We start from the raw sequence: 18,835 nt of genomic DNA, 5'->3' as shown, positions 1-18,835 counted from the left end.
CCACGGGCCTCCCGGCCGGGCGGTGGCTTGTCCACAGGCCTGTCGGTCGCGTGCGCAGGTCGGGCAGGATGTGCGGGTGCCCCGCCCGCGACTGCTGACCAGTGACGACTGGCCGGAATCCGAGCTGCGTGCGGCGGTCCTGGCCGGTGAGCTGGTCGCGGTCGGTCCCTGCTGGGCCTCCCCCGCTGAGCCGCAGACGCCGTCGTTGCGCGCCGCCGCTGCCGCCTGGGTCCTGCGGGACGCGCGGCTGATCGCCTGCACCCTGACCGCCGCGTGGATCTGGGGCGCGGTGTCGCGGCCGCCGGTGCCGCTCGAGGCCTGCATCCCGCCGCAGATCCGCGTCCACGTCGGGCCGGACGTGCGCCTGCGGGAGGTCCGGATCGACGTCGACGACACCGTCGAGCGCTCGCTGCTGCGGGTCACACTGCCGGCGCGGACCGCGGTCGACCTGCTCCGGACGCCGGGGCCGACGGCCGGTGCGTTCGGGGAGGCCGAGGCGACGGCCGTGCACGGGCTGCTCGCGATCGGGGTGGTCACGGCTGCCGAGCTGCGGGCGCGCCTGCGGTCCCTCGGGACGATCCCCATGGTGCGGCAGGCCGAGCGGCGGCTGCGGGGGCTGGAGGGCGCGGCTGGGGGTGCTGTGCGGTAGCGGGGTGGGCGCGGGGTGCGGGTGCATGTGCAGGTGGTCAGGACACCCCGCTCACGTCCGCCGAGTGGTCAAGAACCGTCGGTTGGCAGGGCCGCAGCCGACGGTTCGTGACCGGTCGACGGTGCCCGCGCGACGATTCGTGACCGGTCGGCGGGCGGGAGGCCCGGGGCGGGGCCGCCACGGGCCTCCCGGTCCGGCGCGTGCGGGCGGTCACGACACCGCGCTCGCTTCCGCCGAGTGGTCAAGAACCGTCGGTTGGCAGTGCCGCAGGCGACAGTTCGTGACCGGTCGACGGAGGGGCCGCGCGGGGCGGGGCCGCTAGCCGGCGCTGACGCGGTAGACGTCGTAGACGGCGTCGATGCGTCGCACTGCGTTGAGCACACGGTCGAGGTGGATGGTGTCGCCCATCTCGAACACGAACCGGCTCAGCGCGAGACGGTCGGACGAGGTCGACACCGTCGCGGACAGTATGTTCACGTGGTGGTCCGTCAGCACCCGGGTGACGTCGCTGAGCAAGCCCGACCGATCGAGCGCCTCGATCTGGATCTGCACCAGGAACACCGACTTCGACGACGGGGCCCACTCGACCTCGATCATCCGGTCGGGCTCGTTCATGAGCGACTTCACGTTGGTGCACGACGACTGGTGCACCGAGACGCCCTGGCCGCGGGTGATGAAGCCCACGATCTGGTCGCCCGGCACCGGCGTACAGCACTTCGCGAGCTTCACGAGGATGTCGGGTGCACCGCGGACCAGCACGCCGCTGTCGCTCGTGCGCAGCTGGCGACTGGTGACCTGGCGCGGGAACGCGAGTTCGGGTTCGTCCGTCTCGGTCTCGGTCTGGACGTTGCCGAGGACCTTCTCGATCACCGACTGCGTCGAGACATGGCCCTCGCCGATGGCGGCGTACAGAGCGGCGACGTCCTCGTACCGCATCGATGAGGCGACCTCGGCGATGCTGTCCTGGCTCATGATGCGCTGGAGCGGCAGGTTCTGCTTGCGCATCGCCCGGGCGATGGCGTCGCGACCCTGCTCGATCGCCTCTTCGCGGCGCTCCTTGGTGAACCACTGCTTGATCTTGTTGCGCGCGCGGGGGCTGCGGACGAACTGCAGCCAGTCCTGCGAGGGACCGGAGTCGGGGTTCTTCGACGTGAAGATCTCGACGACGTCGCCACTGGACAGCTGGCTCTCGAGCGGCACCAGGCGGCCGTTGACCTTCGCACCCATCGTGCGGTGGCCGATCTCGGTGTGCACGGCGTAGGCGAAGTCGACCGGGGTGGCTCCCGCGGGGAGCCCGATGACCTTGCCCTGCGGCGTGAAGACGTACGTCTCCTTGGCGCCGATCTCGTAGCGCAGGGAGTCGAGGAACTCGCCCGGGTCGCTGGTCTCGGCCTGCCAGTCGGTGATGTGGGCGAGCCACGCCATGTCCTGGTCGTCCGTGGTCGACGAGGTACCGGCGTCACGTCCGGCAGCGCGCTGCTTGTACTTCCAGTGGGCGGCGACACCGAACTCGGCGCGCTGGTGCATCTCGTGCGTGCGGATCTGGATCTCGACCGCACGACCCTGCGGTCCGAGCACCGTGGTGTGCAGCGACTGGTACAGGTTGAACTTGGGGGTCGCGATGTAGTCCTTGAAGCGACCGGGCAGCGGGGTCCAGCGGGCGTGCACCGAGCCGAGCATGGCGTAGCAGTCGCGCACGGTCGGCACGAGCACGCGGATGCCGACGAGGTCGTAGATCTCGTCGAACTCACGACCCCGCACGATCATCTTCTGGTAGATCGAGTAGTACTGCTTCGGCCGACCCATGACGTCGCCGCGGACCTTGGCGGCCTTCAGGTCCTTCTTCAGGGTGCCGATGACGTTCTGGACGAACTGCTCGCGCTTCGGCTGGCGTTCCTTGACCAGGCTGTCGATCTCGACGTAGAGCTTCGGGTGCAGGACCGCGAACGACAGGTCCTCGAGCTCGAGCTTGATCATCTGGATGCCGAGCCGGTGCGCGAGCGGCGCGTAGATCTCGAGCGTCTCCTTCGCCTTGCGCGTGGCGGAGGTCGACTCGACGAAGCCCCACGTGCGGGCGTTGTGCAGGCGGTCGGCGAGCTTGATGACGAGGACACGGATGTCCTTCGACATCGCGATGACCATCTTGCGGACGGTCTCGGCCTGCGCGCTGTCGCCGTACTTGACCTTGTCGAGCTTCGTGACGCCGTCGACGAGCATCGCGATCTCGTCGCCGAAGTCGGCCCGCAGCTGATCGAGCTGGTAGTCGGTGTCCTCCACCGTGTCGTGCAGGAGCGCAGCCGCGATGGTGATCGTGCCGATGCCGAGGTCGGCCAGGATCTGCGCGACCGCGACGGGGTGCGTGATGTACGGCTCACCGGACTTGCGCTTCTGCCCGTCGTGCGCGCGCTCGGCGACCGAGTAGGCCCGCTCGATGAGCGTCACGTCGGCCTTGGGGTGGTGCGAGCGGACCGTGCGGATCAACGTGTCCACGGCGCCGGCCGGCTGGGCGCGCGAGAACAGGCGCGGCAGCAGCGAGCGGAGGGAACCGAGGTTGCCGGTGGTGTTCGGACCGATCGGGCTCGAGGGCCGCGGGGCGGAACCCGGGCGGCTCGGCGCGGACGGCTCTTCGCGGGTGTCCGTCATGATGCGCCTCCCAGGACTCGGTCCGAGAGCTCGATCCGAGCTCGATCCGACAAGACTACGCGTCCCCGGTCAGTGCCCGTGACGCGGTTCGCCCTCGGCGTCGCGCTCCACCGGTGCCCCCGCCTGCTCCCAGGCGAGCATGCCGCCGGAGAGGTTGACGGCCGGGACCCCCGACTGCTCGAGCGCCGCGACGATGCGCGACGAACGGCCGCCGGAGTGGCAGACGATGATGGCCGGCTGGTCGCCGCCGTCGATCTCCTGCCAGCGGTCCACGAACTCCGACATCGGCACGAGCGTGGCCTGGGGAGCGTGGACCTCGTCCCACTCCCCCTGCTCGCGGACGTCGAACAGGCGGGCTCCGGCGTCGATGCGGCGCTGGGCCTCGGCGACGTCGATCTCCTGGATCTCGATGGGCATCAGACGATCGCCTCTGCTGCGTCGACCTCGCGCCGACGCTTCTCGGCCGCCGCGGTCTTCTTGGCGTCCGACTCCTTGATCTTCGGCTCGTTCTCGCGCAGCTGCGCGTACATCGGCGACGCGATGAAGATCGTCGAGTAGGTGCCGACGATGATGCCGATGAACAGCGCGAGCGAGATGTCGCGCAGAGTACCGGCGCCGAGCACGTACGACCCGATGAAGAGGATCGCCGCGACCGGCAGCAGCGCCACGACCGAGGTGTTGATCGATCGGACGAGCGTCTGGTTGACCGCGAGGTTGACCGACTGCTTGAAGGTGCGGATCGACTCCTGCGCGGTGTTCTCGCGCACCTTGTCGAAGACCACCACGGTGTCGTAGAGCGAGTAGCCGAGGATCGTCAGGAAGCCGATCACCGCCGCGGGCGTGACCTCGAGCCCGACGATGCCGTACACGCCCGCCGTGATGAGCAGGTCGTGCAGCAGCGCCGCCATCGCGGACAGCGACATCTTCCAGGTGCGGAAGTACAGCGTCATGAAGACCGCGGCGAGGGCGAGGAAGATCACGAGACCACGGATGGCCTGCGCGAGGACGTCGGCACCCCACGTCGCGCCGATGAAGGTCGCGGCGACCTGACTCTCCGGGACGTCGTAGGCCTTGGCCAGGGCGTCCTGCACGTCGGTCGTCTGGGCGTCGGTGAGCTGCCCGGTCTGCACGCGGATGCCGTGCGTGCCGAGCTGCGAGACACGAGGGATGGTGTCGGCGACGACGCCCTCGACCGTTTCGGTCGCGATGCTCTGGTCGAGCGACTTGACGTCGGAGATCGTGAACTCCGAGCCGCCGGTGAACTCGATGCCGAGCTGGTACCCGCCACGCAGCCACGGCGTGACGAGCGAGATCACGATCATCGCCAGGGCGATGAGGTACCAGGTCTTCCGGCGCCCGATGATGTCGTACGACCGCTTCCCCGTGTAGAGGTCGCTGCCGAACTGGCTGAAGCTGGCCATCAGTCGTCCTTCCCGTCCGGCGTCGAGCCGTTGTCGCCGGAGGCCTGCTGGGCCTTCCGTTCCGCGATCGTCTGTCGGCGCTGTGCCTCACCGGCACTGCGCTGGCGCTTGCCGTCCACGACGGGTGCGCGGAACTGTGCGCGCCCCCGGTAGACGGCACCGAGTGCTGCCGGGTCGAGACCGCTGAACCGGTGCCCCTCGCCGAAGAACCGGCTGCGGGCGATGAGCTGCATCATCGGGTGGGTGAAGAGCGCGACCACCACGATGTCGATGAGGGTCGTCAGGAGCAGCGTGAACGCGAAGCCCTTCACGTCCGCGACCGCGAGTACGTAGAGCGTGACGGCGGCGAGGAAGTTCACCGCGTCGGAGGCCAGGATCGTGCGGAGCGCGCGCTTCCAGCCGGACTCGACCGCGCTCTCGAGGGCGCGTCCGTCACGGAGTTCGTCACGGATGCGCTCGAAGTAGACGATGAACGAGTCCGCCGTGATGCCGATGGCGACGATCAGACCCGCCACACCGGCCAACGACAGGCGGTAGTCGACGCGCCACGACATGATCGCGATCACGAGGTACGTGAGCACGGCGGCGATCCCGAGCGACAGCACGGTGACGAACGCCAGGGCGCGGTACTGGATCACGGAGTAGATGATCACGAGGATCAGGCCGATCAGACCGGCGACGAGGCCACCGATGAGCTGCGCGGTGCCGAGCGTCGCCGAGATGTTCTCGTTCGACTGCACCTGGAAGTTGATCGGCAGCGCACCGTACTTGAGCTGGTCGGCGAGGGTCTTGGCGGACTCGGCGGTGAAGTTCCCGCTGATCTGCGCCTTGCCGTTGGTGATCGCCGAGTTCGTCGTCGGGGCTTCGATCACCGTGCCGTCGAGCACGATCGCGAACTGGTTCTGCGGCTGCTGGAGCGACACGAGACGGTTCGTGACGGTGCGGAAGTCCTTGGAGCCCTCACCGTTGAACGTCAGGTTGACGGCCCACTGGCCAGTCGAAGTGCCCTGTGAGTCGGTGGCGAGACCCGAGGTGGCGTTGCTGACGTCGGCGCCGAGGACCTCGACCGGTCCGAGGATGAACTTCGCCGCGCCCGTCTGGTCACAGGTGACGAGGGGCTCGTCATCGGGTGCCGCGGTGATGTCGTCCGGCGCTGCGCAGTTGTAGTTGGTGTACAGGTCCTGGAGCTTCGGCGTGACCCAGTTCAGGTCGCTCGCGTTCGACGGCTTCGCGCTCGGCGTCGCGGCGAGCGATGCCGGGGGCGAGTAGGGCGTCGGCGACGCGGTGCCCTTGCCGTCGCCACCGACGGCCGAGCTCGAGGCGGCCTCCGTGAAGAGCACCGGACGGAAGGTCAGCTTGGCGGCTGCCTCGATGCGGTCGATCGTGGCCTTGTCGGGTCGACCCGGGATCGAGACGACGATGTTGTTCGCGCCCTGGGTGTTGATCTCGGACTCGGAGACACCGGTGGCGTCGATGCGCTGACGGATGATGTTCACCGCCTGCTGCAGCTGCTGCGAGGTGACGGAGTCGCCCTCGGTGTTCTGCGCCGCGAGGGTCAGCTGCGTGCCGCCCTGCAGGTCCAGAGCCAGCTCGGGTACCCAGCTCGCGCCCTGGTACCACTTGTCAGTGTCGTCCTTCGAAGAGCCGGCGAGGACCGACGCGGCGGTGTTCAGGCCGGCGAGGATCGCCATCAGGATCACCAACCAGGTGAGCGAGCGCAGCGCCTTCTTGACGGGTGTCGATCGTGCCACCGGTCGTCTCGTCTTTCTGTTCAGGACCGTCGGCACACCGTGCGACGGCAAGAGGAAGCCGCCGGATCAGACGACCCGGCGGCCGAGGGCGTCAGTCGTCGGACTTGCGCTTCGTGGCGTCGGTCTCGTCGACGCGGTCGGTGTCGACACGCTCGCCGTAGACCGGCTCACCGTTGAGCTCGGCCACCGGCTTCGGCTCGTCCTCGGTGGTCGTGGTGGTCTCGACGTCGGAAGCGTTGTCGTCGACGACGCGCGACAGGGTCTGACGGTGCACGGTGACGACGGTCCCCGGTGCGATCTCGACGTCAGCGGTGACCTTCTCCTCGTTCACGGAGAGGAGCGTGCCGTACAGGCCGAAGGACAGCATGACCTTGGCGCCGGGGACCATCTTGTCCACGAGTTCGGCCTGCTGCTTCTTTCGCTTGCGGCTGTTGTAGAACATGAAGGCCGCGAACGCCACGACGATGACGATGAGGATGACTTCTTGACCCATGATGCGTTGCCTTCTCTGGTTGCTCGGTTTCGGGCCGTAGCAGTCTAGGGCACGCCGGTGTCCGTGGCATGTCACTCGACTGATCGGCGTTCAGTCGTCGGTGTCCTGGTCGTCGAAGAGCCCCGGCTGCCCGCCGTCGGCCTGTCCCGGGGTGAGGCCGAGGTGCCGCCAGGCACGTGGTGTGGCGATGCGCCCGCGGGGCGTGCGCGTCACGAGACCGACCCGGACGAGGAACGGTTCGACGACCGACTCGATCGTCTCGGACTCCTCGCCGACGGAGACGGCGAGGGTGTTCAGGCCGACCGGGCCCCCGTCGAACCGGGTCAGCATGATCTCGACCACGGCCCGGTCGAGCCGGTCGAGCCCGAGTTCGTCGACGTCGTACAGGTCGAGTGCACCCTGGACCGCGGCCATGCCGTCGGTGGTGCGGTGCACGAGGGCGTAGTCGCGCACCCGGCGGAGCAGACGGTTCGCGATGCGCGGGGTGCCGCGGGAGCGTCCGGCGATCTCGCGCAGGGCGGTCCGGTCGATGTCGAGTTCGAGCAGGTGGGCCGCACGGATCAGGACCTGCTCGAGCTCGTCCTTCTCGTAGAACTCGAGGTGGGCGGTGAAGCCGAAGCGGTCGCGCAGCGGGTTCGGCAGCAGGCCGGCCCGGGTGGTGGCGCCGACGAGCGTGAACGGTGCGAGGTCGAGCGGGATGCTCGTGGCACCCGCACCCTTGCCCACCATCACGTCGATGCGGAAGTCCTCCATCGCCAGGTAGAGCATCTCTTCTGCCGAGCGGGCCATGCGGTGGATCTCGTCGATGAACAGCACTTCACCGGGGACCAGGGACGACAGCACGGCGGCGAGGTCACCGGCGTGCTGGATCGCCGGCCCGCTCGACATGCGCAGCGGTCGGCCGGTCTCGTGCGCGACGATCATCGCGAGCGTGGTCTTGCCGAGGCCGGGAGGACCCGCCATCAGGATGTGGTCGGGCGTGCGCTCCTGCATGCCCGCGGCCTTGAGGAGCAGGTCGAGCTGCCCGCGGACCTTGCGCTGCCCGACGAACTCGTCGAGCGAGCGCGGCCGGAGCGCGCCTTCGAACGCGAGTTCCTCCTGCGACTCGGCGCCGGCGGACGTGATGCCGCTCACCGGCCGGCTGCCGCGGGTCGGAGCGCACCGAGGGCGGCGCGGAGCAGGGCCTGGGTGCCCATCGCGGCGGCACCGGGCTCGTTGGCGACGGCGTCGTCGACCGCGGACTGTGCCGCGTCCTCGCGCCAGCCGAGGCCGATGAGCGCCGAGACGACGTCGACCGCGGCGGGGTGCACTGCGGTCCCCCGTGCGGCGGCGACCACGGCGGCTTGCTCGAAGGCCACGAGCTTGCCGGAGAGCGCGACGATGATGAGCTTGGCGGTCTTCGGGCCGATACCGGAGACCTTGCGGAACGCACCGTCGTCCTCGTTCGCGACGGCGTTCGCGACCTGCGCCGGGTCCATGTGGGCCAGGACGCCCATCGCGGACTTCGGGCCGACGCCGGAGACCCCGCGGAGCAGGTCGAACACCTGCAGCGCGTCGGTCGACTCGAACCCGAAGAGCAGGTGCTCGTCCTCGCGCACGATCATGGCGGTGCGCACGAACACCTCGGACCCATGGCGCATCGTCAGCGCGTGCGCGGGGGTCACGGTGACGGCGTACCCGACTCCCCCGACCTCGATCACCACGGCCGAACCGGCGATGTCGATGCAGGTGCCCCGGAGACTCGCGATCATGCTCCGAGCCTAGGGCCGCCCACCGACGACGCCGACCTGCCACGCTGCGGGCGGGCCGCGGCGGCGGCCGCGCGGGCCAGCGGCGAGTCGGTGGTGCCGCCCTGGGCGTCCCGCCAGGCGCGCTGTGCCGGGGTGAGGTTCGTGGCACGCGAGCCGGCGGCGTCGGGTGATCCGAGCCTCCAGGCATGGCACACGGCCAACGCGAGCGCGTCGGCGGCGTCGGCCGGCTTCGGGGCCTCGTCGAGCCCGAGCACGCGCGCGATCATGGTCTGCACCTGACGCTTGTCGGCGTTGCCGTAGCCGGTGACGGCGGCCTTGACCTCGGACGGGGTGTGCAGCCCGACGGGCAGGCCGCGGGCGGCCGCGGCGTGCAGCGCCAGGCCGGCCGCCTGCGCCGTGCCCATCACGGTGCGGACGTTCGCCTGCGCGAACACCCGCTCGACGGCGACCGCATCCGGGTGGTGCTCGTCGATCTCGGCGGCGATGCCGTCGGCGATGCGGAGCAGCCGCTGCTCGAGCGGCATGTCCGGCGGGGTACGCACGACCGTCACGTGGACGAGTCGTGCGCGCCGGTTCGGTGCGACCTCGACGACGCCGACGCCGCACCGGGTGAGCCCGGGGTCCACCCCGAGCACACGGAGCACGGTTACTCGCCCTCGTCCTCGTCGAGCTCGGCCTGGACGTCCGCGGGGATGTCGAAGTTCGAGTAGACGTTCTGCACGTCGTCCGAGTCCTCGAGCGCGTCGATCAGGCGGAACACCTTGCGGGCGGTCTCGGCGTCGACCGGGACCTTGAGGCCGGGGACGAACTCGGCGTCGGCGGAGTCGTAGTCGATGCCAGCGTCCTGCAGGGCGGTGCGGGCGGCGACCAGGTCGCTCGCCTCGGTGATGATCTCGAAGCCGCCGCCCTGGTCGATGACGTCCTCGACACCGGCGTCCAGCACCGCGGTCATCACGGTGTCCTCGTCGAGGCCGTCGGTCTTCGTGACCGAGATGACGCCCTTGCGCGAGAAGTTGTAGGCGACGCTGCCCGGGTCGGCCATGGTGCCGCCGTTGCGCGACATCGCGGTCCGGACCTCGGCCGCAGCACGGTTCTTGTTGTCCGTGAGGCACTCGATGAGCATCGCGACGCCGTTGGGGCCGTAGCCCTCGTACATGATCGTCGTGTACTCGATGGTCTCGCCCGTGAGACCGGCACCGCGCTTGACGGCGCGGTCGATGTTGTCGTTGGGGACCGAGGTCTTCTTCGCCTTCTGCACGGCGTCGACCAGGGTCGGGTTGCCGGACATGTCGGCACCGCCCATCTTCGCGGCGACCTCGATGTTCTTGATCAGCTTGGCGAACGACTTGGCACGGCGCTGGTCGATGACCGCCTTCTTGTGCTTGGTCGTTGCCCACTTGGAATGCCCGGACACGGTTCTCCTTGCGTCTTGCGGAAAGTCCCGCTCAGTTTAGCGGCCCTGTGGGCCGAACACCGGCCTGGAGGCGCGGCGCGGCTTCCGTCCCACCGGTGCGACGGCTGGACGGTCACGCCTCAGGCGCTGTGCACCAGGTCGAGGAAGCGGCGGTGGAAGCGGTCCTCGCCCGCGACCTCGGGGTGGAACGCACTCGCGATGACGTTGCCCTGCTGCACGGCGACGACCTGGCCGTCGGGCAACGCGCCGAGGACGTGGACGTCGTCGCCGCGCTGCTCCACGACGGGGGCCCGGATGAACACCGCGTGCACCGGGGCCTCGCCGAGGTCGGGCATCGGGATGTCGATCTCGAACGAGTCGTTCTGCGCACCGAACGCGTTGCGGCGCACGGTGGTGTCGAGCACGTCGAGGGTCTGCTGGCCGCTGATGCCGTCGGTGATCCGCGACGACAGCATGATCATGCCGGCGCAGGTGCCGTAGGTGGGCAGGCCACCGCGGATCGCGTCGGCGAGGGGCTCGGCGACGCCGAACGCCCGGGACAGCTTGTCCATCACGCTCGACTCGCCCCCGGGGATCACGACGCCGTCGAGGGTCTCGATCTCCTCGGGGCGACGGAGCGGCACCACGTCGGCGCCGAGTTCTGTCAGCGAGGCGATGTGCTCGCGGAAGTCACCCTGCAGCGCCAGGACCCCGATGCGGGGCCGAGCGCCGCTCGTCGGACTACCAGCCACGCTCGGCGAGGCGGTGCGGTGCGGGGACGTCGGCGACGTTGATGCCGACCATCGCCTCGCCCAGACCACGGGACACCTCGGCGATGACCTTGGGGTCGTCGTGGAAGGTCGTCGCCTTGACGATCGCGGCGGCACGCGCTGCCGGGTCGCCGGACTTGAAGATGCCGGAACCGACGAAGACACCGTCGGCACCGAGCTGCATCATCATCGCGGCGTCGGCCGGGGTGGCGACACCACCGGCGGTGAAGAGGACGACGGGGAGCTTGCCGGTGCGGGCGACTTCCTGCACGACGTCGATCGGGGCCTGGAGCTCCTTGGCGGCGACGTAGAGCTCGTCGTCACGCAGGTTGCGGAGCGCCGCGATCTCCTTGGTGATGGTGCGGATGTGCTTGGTGGCCTCGGACACGTCACCGGTGCCGGCCTCGCCCTTGGAACGGATCATGGCCGCGCCCTCGGTGATGCGTCGGAGCGCCTCGCCCAGGTTGGTGGCACCGCAGACGAAGGGGGTGGTGAACTTCCACTTGTCGATGTGGTTCACGTAGTCGGCAGGCGACAGCACCTCGGACTCGTCGATGTAGTCGACACCGAGCTCCTGCAGCACCTGCGCCTCGACGAAGTGGCCGATGCGTGCCTTCGCCATGACGGGGATCGACACCGCGGCGATGATCTCCTCGATCATCGAGGGGTCGGACATGCGGGCGACGCCGCCCTGCGCACGGATGTCAGCGGGGACGCGCTCGAGGGCCATGACGGCGGTCGCACCGGCTTCTTCCGCGATGCGGGCCTGCTCGGCGTCGACGACGTCCATGATCACGCCGCCCTTGAGCATCTCGGCGAGTCCGCGCTTGACGCGGTCGGAGCCGGTGATCGAGGTGCCAGGGGTGCCGGAGGTGCTGGTGCTGTCGCTCATGATGCCGACCAGTCTAGTGCGCCCGGGGCCACCCGTCGGCGACGAGTCGACGGGTCTCGCCGAGCAACTGCGACATGGACTTCGTCCGGGCGATGATCGGGAAGAAGTTCGCGTCCGACTGCCACCGCGGGACGATGTGCTGGTGCAGGTGTGCGGCCACGCCGGCACCGGCGACCTCGCCCTGGTTCATGCCGATGTTGAACCCGTCGCAGTGCGAGACCTCGCGCAGCACCCGCATCGCGGTCTGGGTCAGCTCGCCGATCTCGCGCAGTTCGTCCGGAGTCGCCTCGTCGTAGAGCGGGACGTGCCGGTACGGGCAGACGAGCAGGTGCCCGTTGTTGTACGGGAACAGGTTGAGCAGCACGTAGGCGTGCTCACCGCGGGCCACGATCAGGGCGTCCTCGTCGGTCTTCCGCGGGGCTTCGCAGAACGGGCAGTCGTCGTCGTGCCCGCGTCCCCGGCCTTCGCGGCCGGCGTCGATGTAGGCCATCCGGTGCGGGTTCCAGAGCCGCTGGAACGCGTCCGGGACGGCTGCACCGGTGGCCGCGTCGCGGATCACCAGCGGATCGGTGTCCGCGCCTTCGGAGCCCGCGGCGGCGGTGGGGCCGGCCACGTCGTCGACGTGACCGGTCCCCGGGACCTGCTCCGGGCCTCCCGACTGTGCCATCAGACCTGCGTGCGCTCGCGGATCGCGGTGAGGATGCGGTCCACGGCCTCGTCGACGGGCACCGCGTTGTCCTGGCGGCCGTCGCGGAAGCGGAAGCTGACGGCGCCGGCGTCACGGTCGTCGCCACCGGCGATGAGCTGGAACGGCACCTTCGCCTTGGTGTGCGTGCGGATCTTCTTCTGCATGCGGTCGTCCGAGTGGTCGACCTCGGCGCGGACGCCGTGCGCGCGGAGCTTCGCGATGACCTCGTCGAGGTAGTCGCCGTACTCGGCCGCGACCGGGATGCCGACGACCTGGACGGGCGACAGCCACGCCGGGAACGCGCCCGCGTAGTGCTCGGTGAGGACCCCGAAGAAGCGCTCGATCGAGCCGAACAGCGCGCGGTGGATCATCACCGGACGCTGGCGCGAGCCGTCGGCAGCGGTGTAGTCGATGCCGAAGCGCTCGGGCAGGTTGAAGTCGAGCTGCACGGTCGACATCTGCCAGGTGCGACCGATGGCGTCGCGGGCCTGCACGGAGATCTTCGGACCGTAGAACGCGGCGCCGGCCGGGTCCGGCACGAGCTCGAGACCGGACTCCTCGGCGACCTGGCGCAGGGTCTCCGTCGCCACGTCCCAGACCTCGTCGTCACCGACGTACTTCTCCGGGTCCTTCGTGGAGAGCTCGAGGTAGAAGTCGTCGAGGCCGTAGTCGCGCAGGAGCGAGAGCACGAACGCGAGGGTCGTGGTCAGCTCCTCCTTCATCTTCTCCTGCGTGGTGAAGATGTGCGCGTCGTCCTGGGTCAGGCCGCGCACGCGGGTGAGGCCGTGGATGACGCCGGACTTCTCGTTGCGGTACACCGTGCCGAACTCGAACATCCGGAGCGGCAGGTCGCGGTAGGAGCGGGGCTGCGACCGGTACGCCAGGATGTGCATCGGGCAGTTCATCGGCTTGAGGTAGTAGTCGGCGCCCTGCCGGGTGACGTTGCCGTCCTCGTCCTTCGCCTCGTCCATGTGCATGGCCGGGAACATGCCGTCCTTGTACCAGCCGAGGTGCCCGGAGGTCTCGAACAGGTCGCCCTTGGTGATGTGGGGCGTGTAGACGAACGAGTAGCCGTTCTCCTCGTGCCGACGGCGCGAGTAGTCCTCCATCTCGCGGCGGATGATGCCGCCCTTCGGGTGGAAGATCGCCAGGCCGGAACCGATCTCGTCGGGGAACGAGAACAGGTCGAGTTCGGCGCCGAGCTTGCGGTGGTCGCGCTTGGCGGCTTCCTCGAGGCGCACGAGGTACGCCTTGAGCTGGTCCTTGTCGGGCCAGGCGGTGCCGTAGATGCGCTGCAGCTGCGGGTTCTTCTCGGAGCCGCGCCAGTACGCGGCGGCGACCCGCATGAGCTTGGCGGCGTTGCCGATCCAGCGGGTGTGCGGGACGTGCGGGCCGCGGCAGAGGTCCTGCCAGAGCACCTCGCCCGACTTCGGGTCGACGTTCTCGTACACGGTCAGCTCGCCGGCACCGACCTCGACGCTCTCCCCGGAGTCGCCGTCGGACGCCGCACCCTTGAGACCGATGAGCTCCTGCTTGTAGGGCTCCCCCGCCATCAGCTCGCGTGCCTGCTCGTCGGTGACGACCACGCGACGGAAGCGCTGGGCTTGCTTGACGATGCGGTCCATGCCCTTCTCGATCGCCTTGAGGTCTTCGGGGGTGAAGGGCTCGGCGACGTCGAAGTCGTAGTAGAAGCCGTCGGTGACGGGCGGCCCGATGCCGAGCTTGGCGTCCGGGTTGATCTGCTGCACGGCCTGCGCCAGCACGTGGGCGGCCGAGTGCCGGAGGATGTCGAGCCCGTCCTGCTCCTGCAGGGTGACGGCCTCGGCGGTCTCACCGGCCTGCACGTCCGCCGCGAGGTCCTTCAGGACGCCGTCGACGCGGATCGCGACGACGCCGCGCTCACCGTCGAAGAGCTCGGTGCCGGTCGTGGTCGTCGTCGCGGTCCGGGGCTCGGGTGCCTGGGGAAGCTCGGCGGGCGCGGGTGCGACTGACTCGGTCACGATGATGGGACTCCTCGATCGAAATGGTGCGTCAAGACTAGTGCGAGACGTGCTCGCGTGCGGACGCCGGGGACGCGCCTGTGGAGAGAGCGGGTGCCGCCCTGACCGCGCGGTTGCCGGCGCTCAGGCCGGGACGGCGCCGAGCGTCGCGACGGGCAGGCGCGGCTCGAGACGCTCGCGCCCGTTGAGGCCGTCGAGCTCGAGCAGGGCGGCGAACCCGATGGCCTGGTAGCCGGCGCGCTCGAGCAGGGTGATGGTCGCCGCGCCGGTCCCCCCGGTGGCCAGGACGTCGTCGACGACGAGCACCCGCGTACCGGCCGGCAACTGACCGGGGCGCAGTTCGAGCTCGGCCTCGCCGTACTCCAGCGCGTACTGCTCGCTGAGGACCTCGCCGGGGAGCTTGCCCGCTTTGCGCACGGTGAGCACGCCGACCTGGTGCTGGGCGGCGATGCCCCCGGCCAGCGCGAAGCCGCGGGCCTCGATGCCGGCGACCGCGTCGAACCCGGCTCCGACCGCGAACGGTGCGGCGAGTGCTTCGCACACGCGGCCGAACGCGACGGCGTCGGAGAACACCGGCGTCACGTCGCGGAAGAGCACCCCCGGCTTCGGGAAGTCCGGCACGAGGGCGGTGAGGCGTTCGACGAGTGCAGCTGCGGTTTCGGTCACCCGCCAACGGTACGGGAGGCCCGGGGTGCGTCCGACACGTCGGCGCACGGTGTCAGGGTGGCCCGGCGTGGTGCGAGGTCCCGGACGTGGTGCCACCCCGAGGGGCGGTCACCGAGTACGGAACCTCGCACCATGCGTGCGACGGTGTGGCGTCGGCGCGCAGCGCCGCGGGTCAGCGCCACATCCGCATGGCGGCGCCCTGGGTGATCCAGTCGGCCTCGCGCTGCTGGCGTTCCCGCTCCATGCGGGCCAGCGTGGCGAGGTCGACCTCGGGCCGCTCCTTGCGGGTGCGTCGGCTCCAGATGATGAGCGACATCCCGACTCGGAGTGCGATGCGGTCGGCGAGTGAGACCCGGCGGCGCACCGCGCGGGTATCGGGTGGACGGGTGGTGGTCTTCGTGGACACGGTGTTCCCCTTCAGGGCACGGCAGAGCTGCCCGGGTGTCGGGCAGGACGAATCCGCCCGGGTTGCGGGCAGCAGGAATTGAATGCGTGAGAATGCACTCCGGGACGGTCCGGAAATGTTCGGACAACGATCGCGGAATGCTCGTCGACACCGAGAGCGTCGCACTGTCCACCGACATTGTTCCGGCGTCGTCCGCGCAGATCGGACGGCACGCATCGACGAGTCGACGAGCCGTTCAGCAGACGAACGAACCGGTGCTGCACGAGCCTGATCGGCTCAGTGCACGGTGCCCGGAGGCACAGGTGTCAGGAGAGTGGGACGCTCCGGGTCAGCGGACGCGGAACGGGGTACCGACGCGTCCACGGATTCCACGGAACGGAGTGGTTGCGGAGATCATCATGGTCGGCCCCCTTTCGGTCTCGAGCTGGCGGAGTCGTCCGGGTCGAATGTTCGACCGTTCGCGACGAGTGAACACTATCGGCACCGCAATTCGGAGCGCAACCCCTTTTCCGGAAAACCTCCGGAATTGCATTCCCGAACACGGCGGCGGTCCGCGCACGCCGAAGGCCCGGTGCCGAATCGGTACCGGGCCTTCGTGTGCGTGTGCGACCGGACTAGACCGCCGCGTGCTCCGCGACGCTCGCCGTCAGGGAATCGCCCTCGACGTCGATCCGCACGGTGTCACCCGCGGCGACCCCACCCTCGACCACGAGGGTCGCGATGCGGTCGTCGACCTCGCGCTGGATGAGCCGACGGAGCGGGCGGGCGCCGTACTCCGGCTCGTACCCGTGCTCGGCGAGCCAGTCGACCGCGGCGTCGGACACCGACAGGAGCATGTCCTGTGCGACCAGCCGGAGCGCCGTGTCCTGCAGCAGCAGCGACACGATCGACGCGATCTGGGACCGGTCGAGCTTGCGGAACAGCACGATCTCGTCGATGCGGTTGATGAACTCGGGCCGCATCGCCTCGCGCAGCTTGCCCATCACGCGGGCCCGCAGGTCGTCTTCGGCGTAGCCGTCCGTCGCGCCGACCGGGGAGAACCCGAGTGCGCCCGAGCGGGAGGCCAGGAACTCCGAGCCGATGTTCGACGTCATGATGACGACGGTGTTCCGGAAGTCGACCGTCCGCCCCTGCCCGTCGGTGAGGCGACCGTCGTCGAGCACCTGCAGCAGCAGGTTGAAGACGTCCGGGTGGGCCTTCTCGACCTCGTCGAGCAGGATCACCGAGTACGGGTTGCGACGGACACGCTCGGTGAGCTGGCCGGCCTCGTCGTAGCCGACGTACCCGGGAGGGGCACCGACCAGGCGGGACACAGTGTGGCGTTCGCCGAACTCGCTCATGTCGAAGCGGAGCATGGCGGACTCGTCACCGAACAGCGACGACGCCAGGGCCTTCGCGAGTTCGGTCTTGCCGACGCCCGTCGGGCCGAGGAACAGGAAGCTGCCCACCGGACGACGCGGGTCGCCCATGCCGGTCCGGCTGCGCCGCACCGCCTTGGCGATCGCCCGTACGGCGTCGTCCTGGCCGACGACGCGGTCGTGCAGCTCGGACTCGAGCGCGGCGAGCCGCGTCTTGTCGGCCGAGCCGAGGCGGGTCACCGGGATCCCGGTGGCGCGGGACACCACCGCGGCGATGTCGGCTTCCGTGATCGACGTGTCCGCGGGTTCCGGACGGGAGGCGCGGGTCGCGTCGGCCGACGAGGCGGCGGTGATCCGGGCCTCCAGTCCGACGATCTCGTCACGCAGGTCGGACGCTTCCTCGTAGTGCTCCTCGGCGACCGCGCGGTCCTTGCGGGCCGTCAGGTCGGCGACCTGGGCACGCAGTGCCTCGACGTCGACGTCGCCCGACAGGGCGAGGCGACGGCGTGCACCGGCCTGGTCGATGAGGTCGATGGCCTTGTCCGGCAGGTGTCGGTCGGTCACGTAGCGGTGCGAGAGCTCGACGGCGGCGCGGAGTGCCTCGGGCGTGTAGGCGACGCCGTGGTGCTCCTCGTAGCGCGGGGCGAGGCCGGTCAGGATCGCGACGGCGTCCTCGACGTTCGGCTCCCCCACCGTGACGGGCTGGAACCGGCGCTCGAGCGCGGCGTCCTTCTCGATCCGGCGGTACTCGTTGAGCGTCGTCGCGCCGACCAGGTGCAGGTCGCCGCGGGCGAGCCGGGGCTTGAGGATGTTGCCGGCGTCCATCGAGCCGCCCTCGCCGCCGCCACCGGCGCCGACGACGGTGTGGAGCTCGTCGACGAAGACGATGAGCTCGTCGGCGTGCGCCGCGATCTCGTCCATCGCCGTGGTGAGGCGCTCCTCGAAGTCGCCGCGGTAGCGGGTGCCGGAGAGCATGCCGGGCAGGTCGAGCGCGACGACCCGCTTGCCCTGCAGCAGGGCGGGGACGTCACCGTCGACGATGCGCTGGGCGAGGCCCTCGACGATCGCGGTCTTGCCGACACCGGGCTCACCGATCAGCACCGGGTTGTTCTTGGTGCGGCGGAGCAGGATCTCGACGGTCTGCTCGATCTCGTCGGCGCGGCCGATCACCGGGTCGACGTGTCCGTCACGGGCGCGCTCGGTGAGGTCGGTGCCGAACTGGTCGAGCGTCGGGGTGTCGCTGTCGGTGGCCTGGTCGGTGCCGACGGCGTCGTTCGTTCCGGGCATGGGGCGCCCCTCTCGTGCTGCTGCCGCGGCCTGCTGGGCGTAGTCCTGCATGACCTGCGGGGTGATCCCGGCGCTGGCGAGCAGCTGGCCGGTCACGGTCTCCTGGTCCATCACGAGCGCGAAGAAGACGTGCTCGGGGTCGGTGTAGGTGCTGCCGAAGCCCCGCGCGGCCTGCGTCGCCTCGACGAGGATGCGCTGGGCGGTGCCGGTCAGTGCCGGGCGGCCGGGCTGCTCGGTGAGCGGCTCGTGCGCCATCGGCAGGCGCTGCTCGATCTCCTCGGCGAGTCGCTGGGGATCGACCCCGGCGGAACGCACGACGGCGTCGAACGGTTCGGTGCGGACGAGCACGTGCAGGATGTGCAGTGCGTCGATCTCGCGCTGCCCCTGCGCGACCGCGTACTCGGCGGTGTGCTGGAGCAGCTCGTGGGTCCGGCGGCTGAGCAGCCGGGTGATGTCGACCGGTCGACCGAACGCGCGGACGCGCTGCTGGTCACCGGTGCGCTGTGCCGCGAGCAGGCGGGCGAGGAACTCGTCGAACGAGTCGTTGCTACCGGTCGGGCCGAACGTCTCTGGCAAAGGGACCTCCTGGGGAACTTGAGTGCCTTCGACTCAATGCAACGCAGGAGGGCCCGGGTCATTCCCGGGTGCCGAAAAAACTTGCGGCGAC

Annotated in this window: 17 protein-coding genes; 1 reads left to right on the top strand and 16 read right to left on the bottom strand. The window is 69.8% G+C overall.

Annotated features, from left to right (window positions below):
* The first annotated feature begins 76 nt into the window (after window positions 1-76).
* Window positions 77-649 (top strand): type IV toxin-antitoxin system AbiEi family antitoxin, encoded by a 573-nt coding sequence (locus DEI96_RS09415; protein WP_181440568.1) that lies wholly within the window; start codon window positions 77-79, stop codon window positions 647-649.
* Between the two features lie 318 nt (window positions 650-967).
* Here DEI96_RS09415 and DEI96_RS09410 read toward each other — a convergent pair whose 3' ends face one another.
* The 16 genes from DEI96_RS09410 to DEI96_RS09335 all read right to left on the bottom strand — a co-directional run bounded on the left by DEI96_RS09410 (window position 968) and on the right by DEI96_RS09335 (window position 18,744).
* Window positions 968-3,292 (bottom strand): RelA/SpoT family protein, encoded by a 2,325-nt coding sequence (locus DEI96_RS09410; protein ID WP_258372929.1) that lies wholly within the window; start codon window positions 3,290-3,292, stop codon window positions 968-970.
* Window positions 3,293-3,361: 69 nt separating this feature from the next.
* A complete protein-coding gene (locus tag DEI96_RS09405; RefSeq protein ID WP_111024402.1) occupies window positions 3,362-3,709 on the bottom strand; it encodes a rhodanese-like domain-containing protein in 348 nt (115 codons plus the stop codon).
* Entirely contained in the window at window positions 3,709-4,713 is a 1,005-nt protein-coding gene (secF, locus tag DEI96_RS09400; RefSeq protein WP_111024401.1) for a protein translocase subunit SecF, read from the bottom strand. Before secF ends, DEI96_RS09405 begins: the two co-directional genes overlap by 1 nt.
* Complete coding sequence (gene secD, locus DEI96_RS09395) at window positions 4,713-6,464, bottom strand: protein translocase subunit SecD (RefSeq protein WP_111024400.1); 1,752 nt, start codon at window positions 6,462-6,464, stop codon at window positions 4,713-4,715. The genes secF and secD overlap by 1 nt, the downstream gene beginning before the upstream one ends.
* 91 nt (window positions 6,465-6,555) lie before the next feature.
* Complete coding sequence (locus DEI96_RS09390; RefSeq protein WP_111024399.1) at window positions 6,556-6,957, bottom strand: preprotein translocase subunit YajC; 402 nt, start codon at window positions 6,955-6,957, stop codon at window positions 6,556-6,558.
* Window positions 6,958-7,047: 90 nt separating this feature from the next.
* Window positions 7,048-8,091, bottom strand: coding sequence for a Holliday junction branch migration DNA helicase RuvB (gene ruvB / locus DEI96_RS09385; protein WP_071403843.1), 1,044 nt, complete (start codon window positions 8,089-8,091; stop codon window positions 7,048-7,050).
* Window positions 8,088-8,708 carry a Holliday junction branch migration protein RuvA gene (ruvA, locus tag DEI96_RS09380; protein ID WP_111024398.1) on the bottom strand — a complete coding sequence of 207 codons (621 nt, stop codon included), beginning with the start codon at window positions 8,706-8,708 and terminating at the stop codon, window positions 8,088-8,090. The genes ruvB and ruvA overlap by 4 nt, the downstream gene beginning before the upstream one ends.
* On the bottom strand, window positions 8,705-9,352 hold the full coding sequence (ruvC, locus tag DEI96_RS09375) for a crossover junction endodeoxyribonuclease RuvC (protein ID WP_017887356.1): 648 nt from the start codon (window positions 9,350-9,352) through the stop codon (window positions 8,705-8,707). The genes ruvA and ruvC overlap by 4 nt, the downstream gene beginning before the upstream one ends.
* 2 nt (window positions 9,353-9,354) lie before the next feature.
* Complete coding sequence (locus DEI96_RS09370) at window positions 9,355-10,122, bottom strand: YebC/PmpR family DNA-binding transcriptional regulator (protein WP_017887357.1); 768 nt, start codon at window positions 10,120-10,122, stop codon at window positions 9,355-9,357.
* 119 nt (window positions 10,123-10,241) lie between these two features.
* On the bottom strand, window positions 10,242-10,853 hold the full coding sequence (pdxT, locus tag DEI96_RS09365; RefSeq protein WP_111024397.1) for a pyridoxal 5'-phosphate synthase glutaminase subunit PdxT: 612 nt from the start codon (window positions 10,851-10,853) through the stop codon (window positions 10,242-10,244).
* Window positions 10,843-11,763 (bottom strand): pyridoxal 5'-phosphate synthase lyase subunit PdxS, encoded by a 921-nt coding sequence (pdxS, locus tag DEI96_RS09360; protein WP_017887361.1) that lies wholly within the window; start codon window positions 11,761-11,763, stop codon window positions 10,843-10,845. Before pdxS ends, pdxT begins: the two co-directional genes overlap by 11 nt.
* Window positions 11,764-11,776: 13 nt before the next feature.
* Window positions 11,777-12,430 (bottom strand): HIT family protein, encoded by a 654-nt coding sequence (locus tag DEI96_RS09355; RefSeq protein ID WP_258372927.1) that lies wholly within the window; start codon window positions 12,428-12,430, stop codon window positions 11,777-11,779.
* A complete protein-coding gene (gene thrS, locus DEI96_RS09350) occupies window positions 12,430-14,451 on the bottom strand; it encodes a threonine--tRNA ligase (protein WP_110863745.1) in 2,022 nt (673 codons plus the stop codon). The genes DEI96_RS09355 and thrS overlap by 1 nt, the downstream gene beginning before the upstream one ends.
* A gap of 123 nt (window positions 14,452-14,574) precedes the next feature.
* Window positions 14,575-15,117, bottom strand: a complete 543-nt coding sequence (locus tag DEI96_RS09345; protein WP_017887364.1) for an adenine phosphoribosyltransferase — start codon at window positions 15,115-15,117, stop codon at window positions 14,575-14,577.
* 172 nt (window positions 15,118-15,289) lie between these two features.
* Complete coding sequence (locus tag DEI96_RS09340; protein ID WP_138803336.1) at window positions 15,290-15,523, bottom strand: hypothetical protein; 234 nt, start codon at window positions 15,521-15,523, stop codon at window positions 15,290-15,292.
* Between the two features lie 614 nt (window positions 15,524-16,137).
* Window positions 16,138-18,744: an ATP-dependent Clp protease ATP-binding subunit gene (locus DEI96_RS09335; RefSeq protein ID WP_111024396.1), complete on the bottom strand. Its 2,607-nt coding sequence runs from the start codon at window positions 18,742-18,744 to the stop codon at window positions 16,138-16,140.
* Window positions 18,745-18,835 lie beyond the last annotated feature (91 nt).

This window comes from Curtobacterium sp. MCLR17_031, assembly GCF_003234775.2.
GTDB classification, from domain to species: Bacteria; Actinomycetota; Actinomycetes; order Actinomycetales; family Microbacteriaceae; genus Curtobacterium; species Curtobacterium flaccumfaciens.
The sequence above is the reverse complement of the archived record's forward strand: the minus strand, read 5'-3'. Positions and strand labels throughout refer to the sequence as shown.

Coding starts and splice junctions, on each gene's coding strand:
- DEI96_RS09410 (WP_258372929.1), bottom strand. CDS start 3,292: ATGACGGACACCCGCGAAGAGCCGTCCGCGCCGAGCCGCCCGGGTTCC.
- DEI96_RS09405 (WP_111024402.1), bottom strand. CDS start 3,709: ATGCCCATCGAGATCCAGGAGATCGACGTCGCCGAGGCCCAGCGCCGC.
- secF (WP_111024401.1), bottom strand. CDS start 4,713: ATGGCCAGCTTCAGCCAGTTCGGCAGCGACCTCTACACGGGGAAGCGG.
- DEI96_RS09390 (WP_111024399.1), bottom strand. CDS start 6,957: ATGGGTCAAGAAGTCATCCTCATCGTCATCGTCGTGGCGTTCGCGGCC.
- ruvA (WP_111024398.1), bottom strand. CDS start 8,708: ATGATCGCGAGTCTCCGGGGCACCTGCATCGACATCGCCGGTTCGGCC.
- pdxS (WP_017887361.1), bottom strand. CDS start 11,763: ATGAGCGACAGCACCAGCACCTCCGGCACCCCTGGCACCTCGATCACC.
- DEI96_RS09355 (WP_258372927.1), bottom strand. CDS start 12,430: ATGGCACAGTCGGGAGGCCCGGAGCAGGTCCCGGGGACCGGTCACGTC.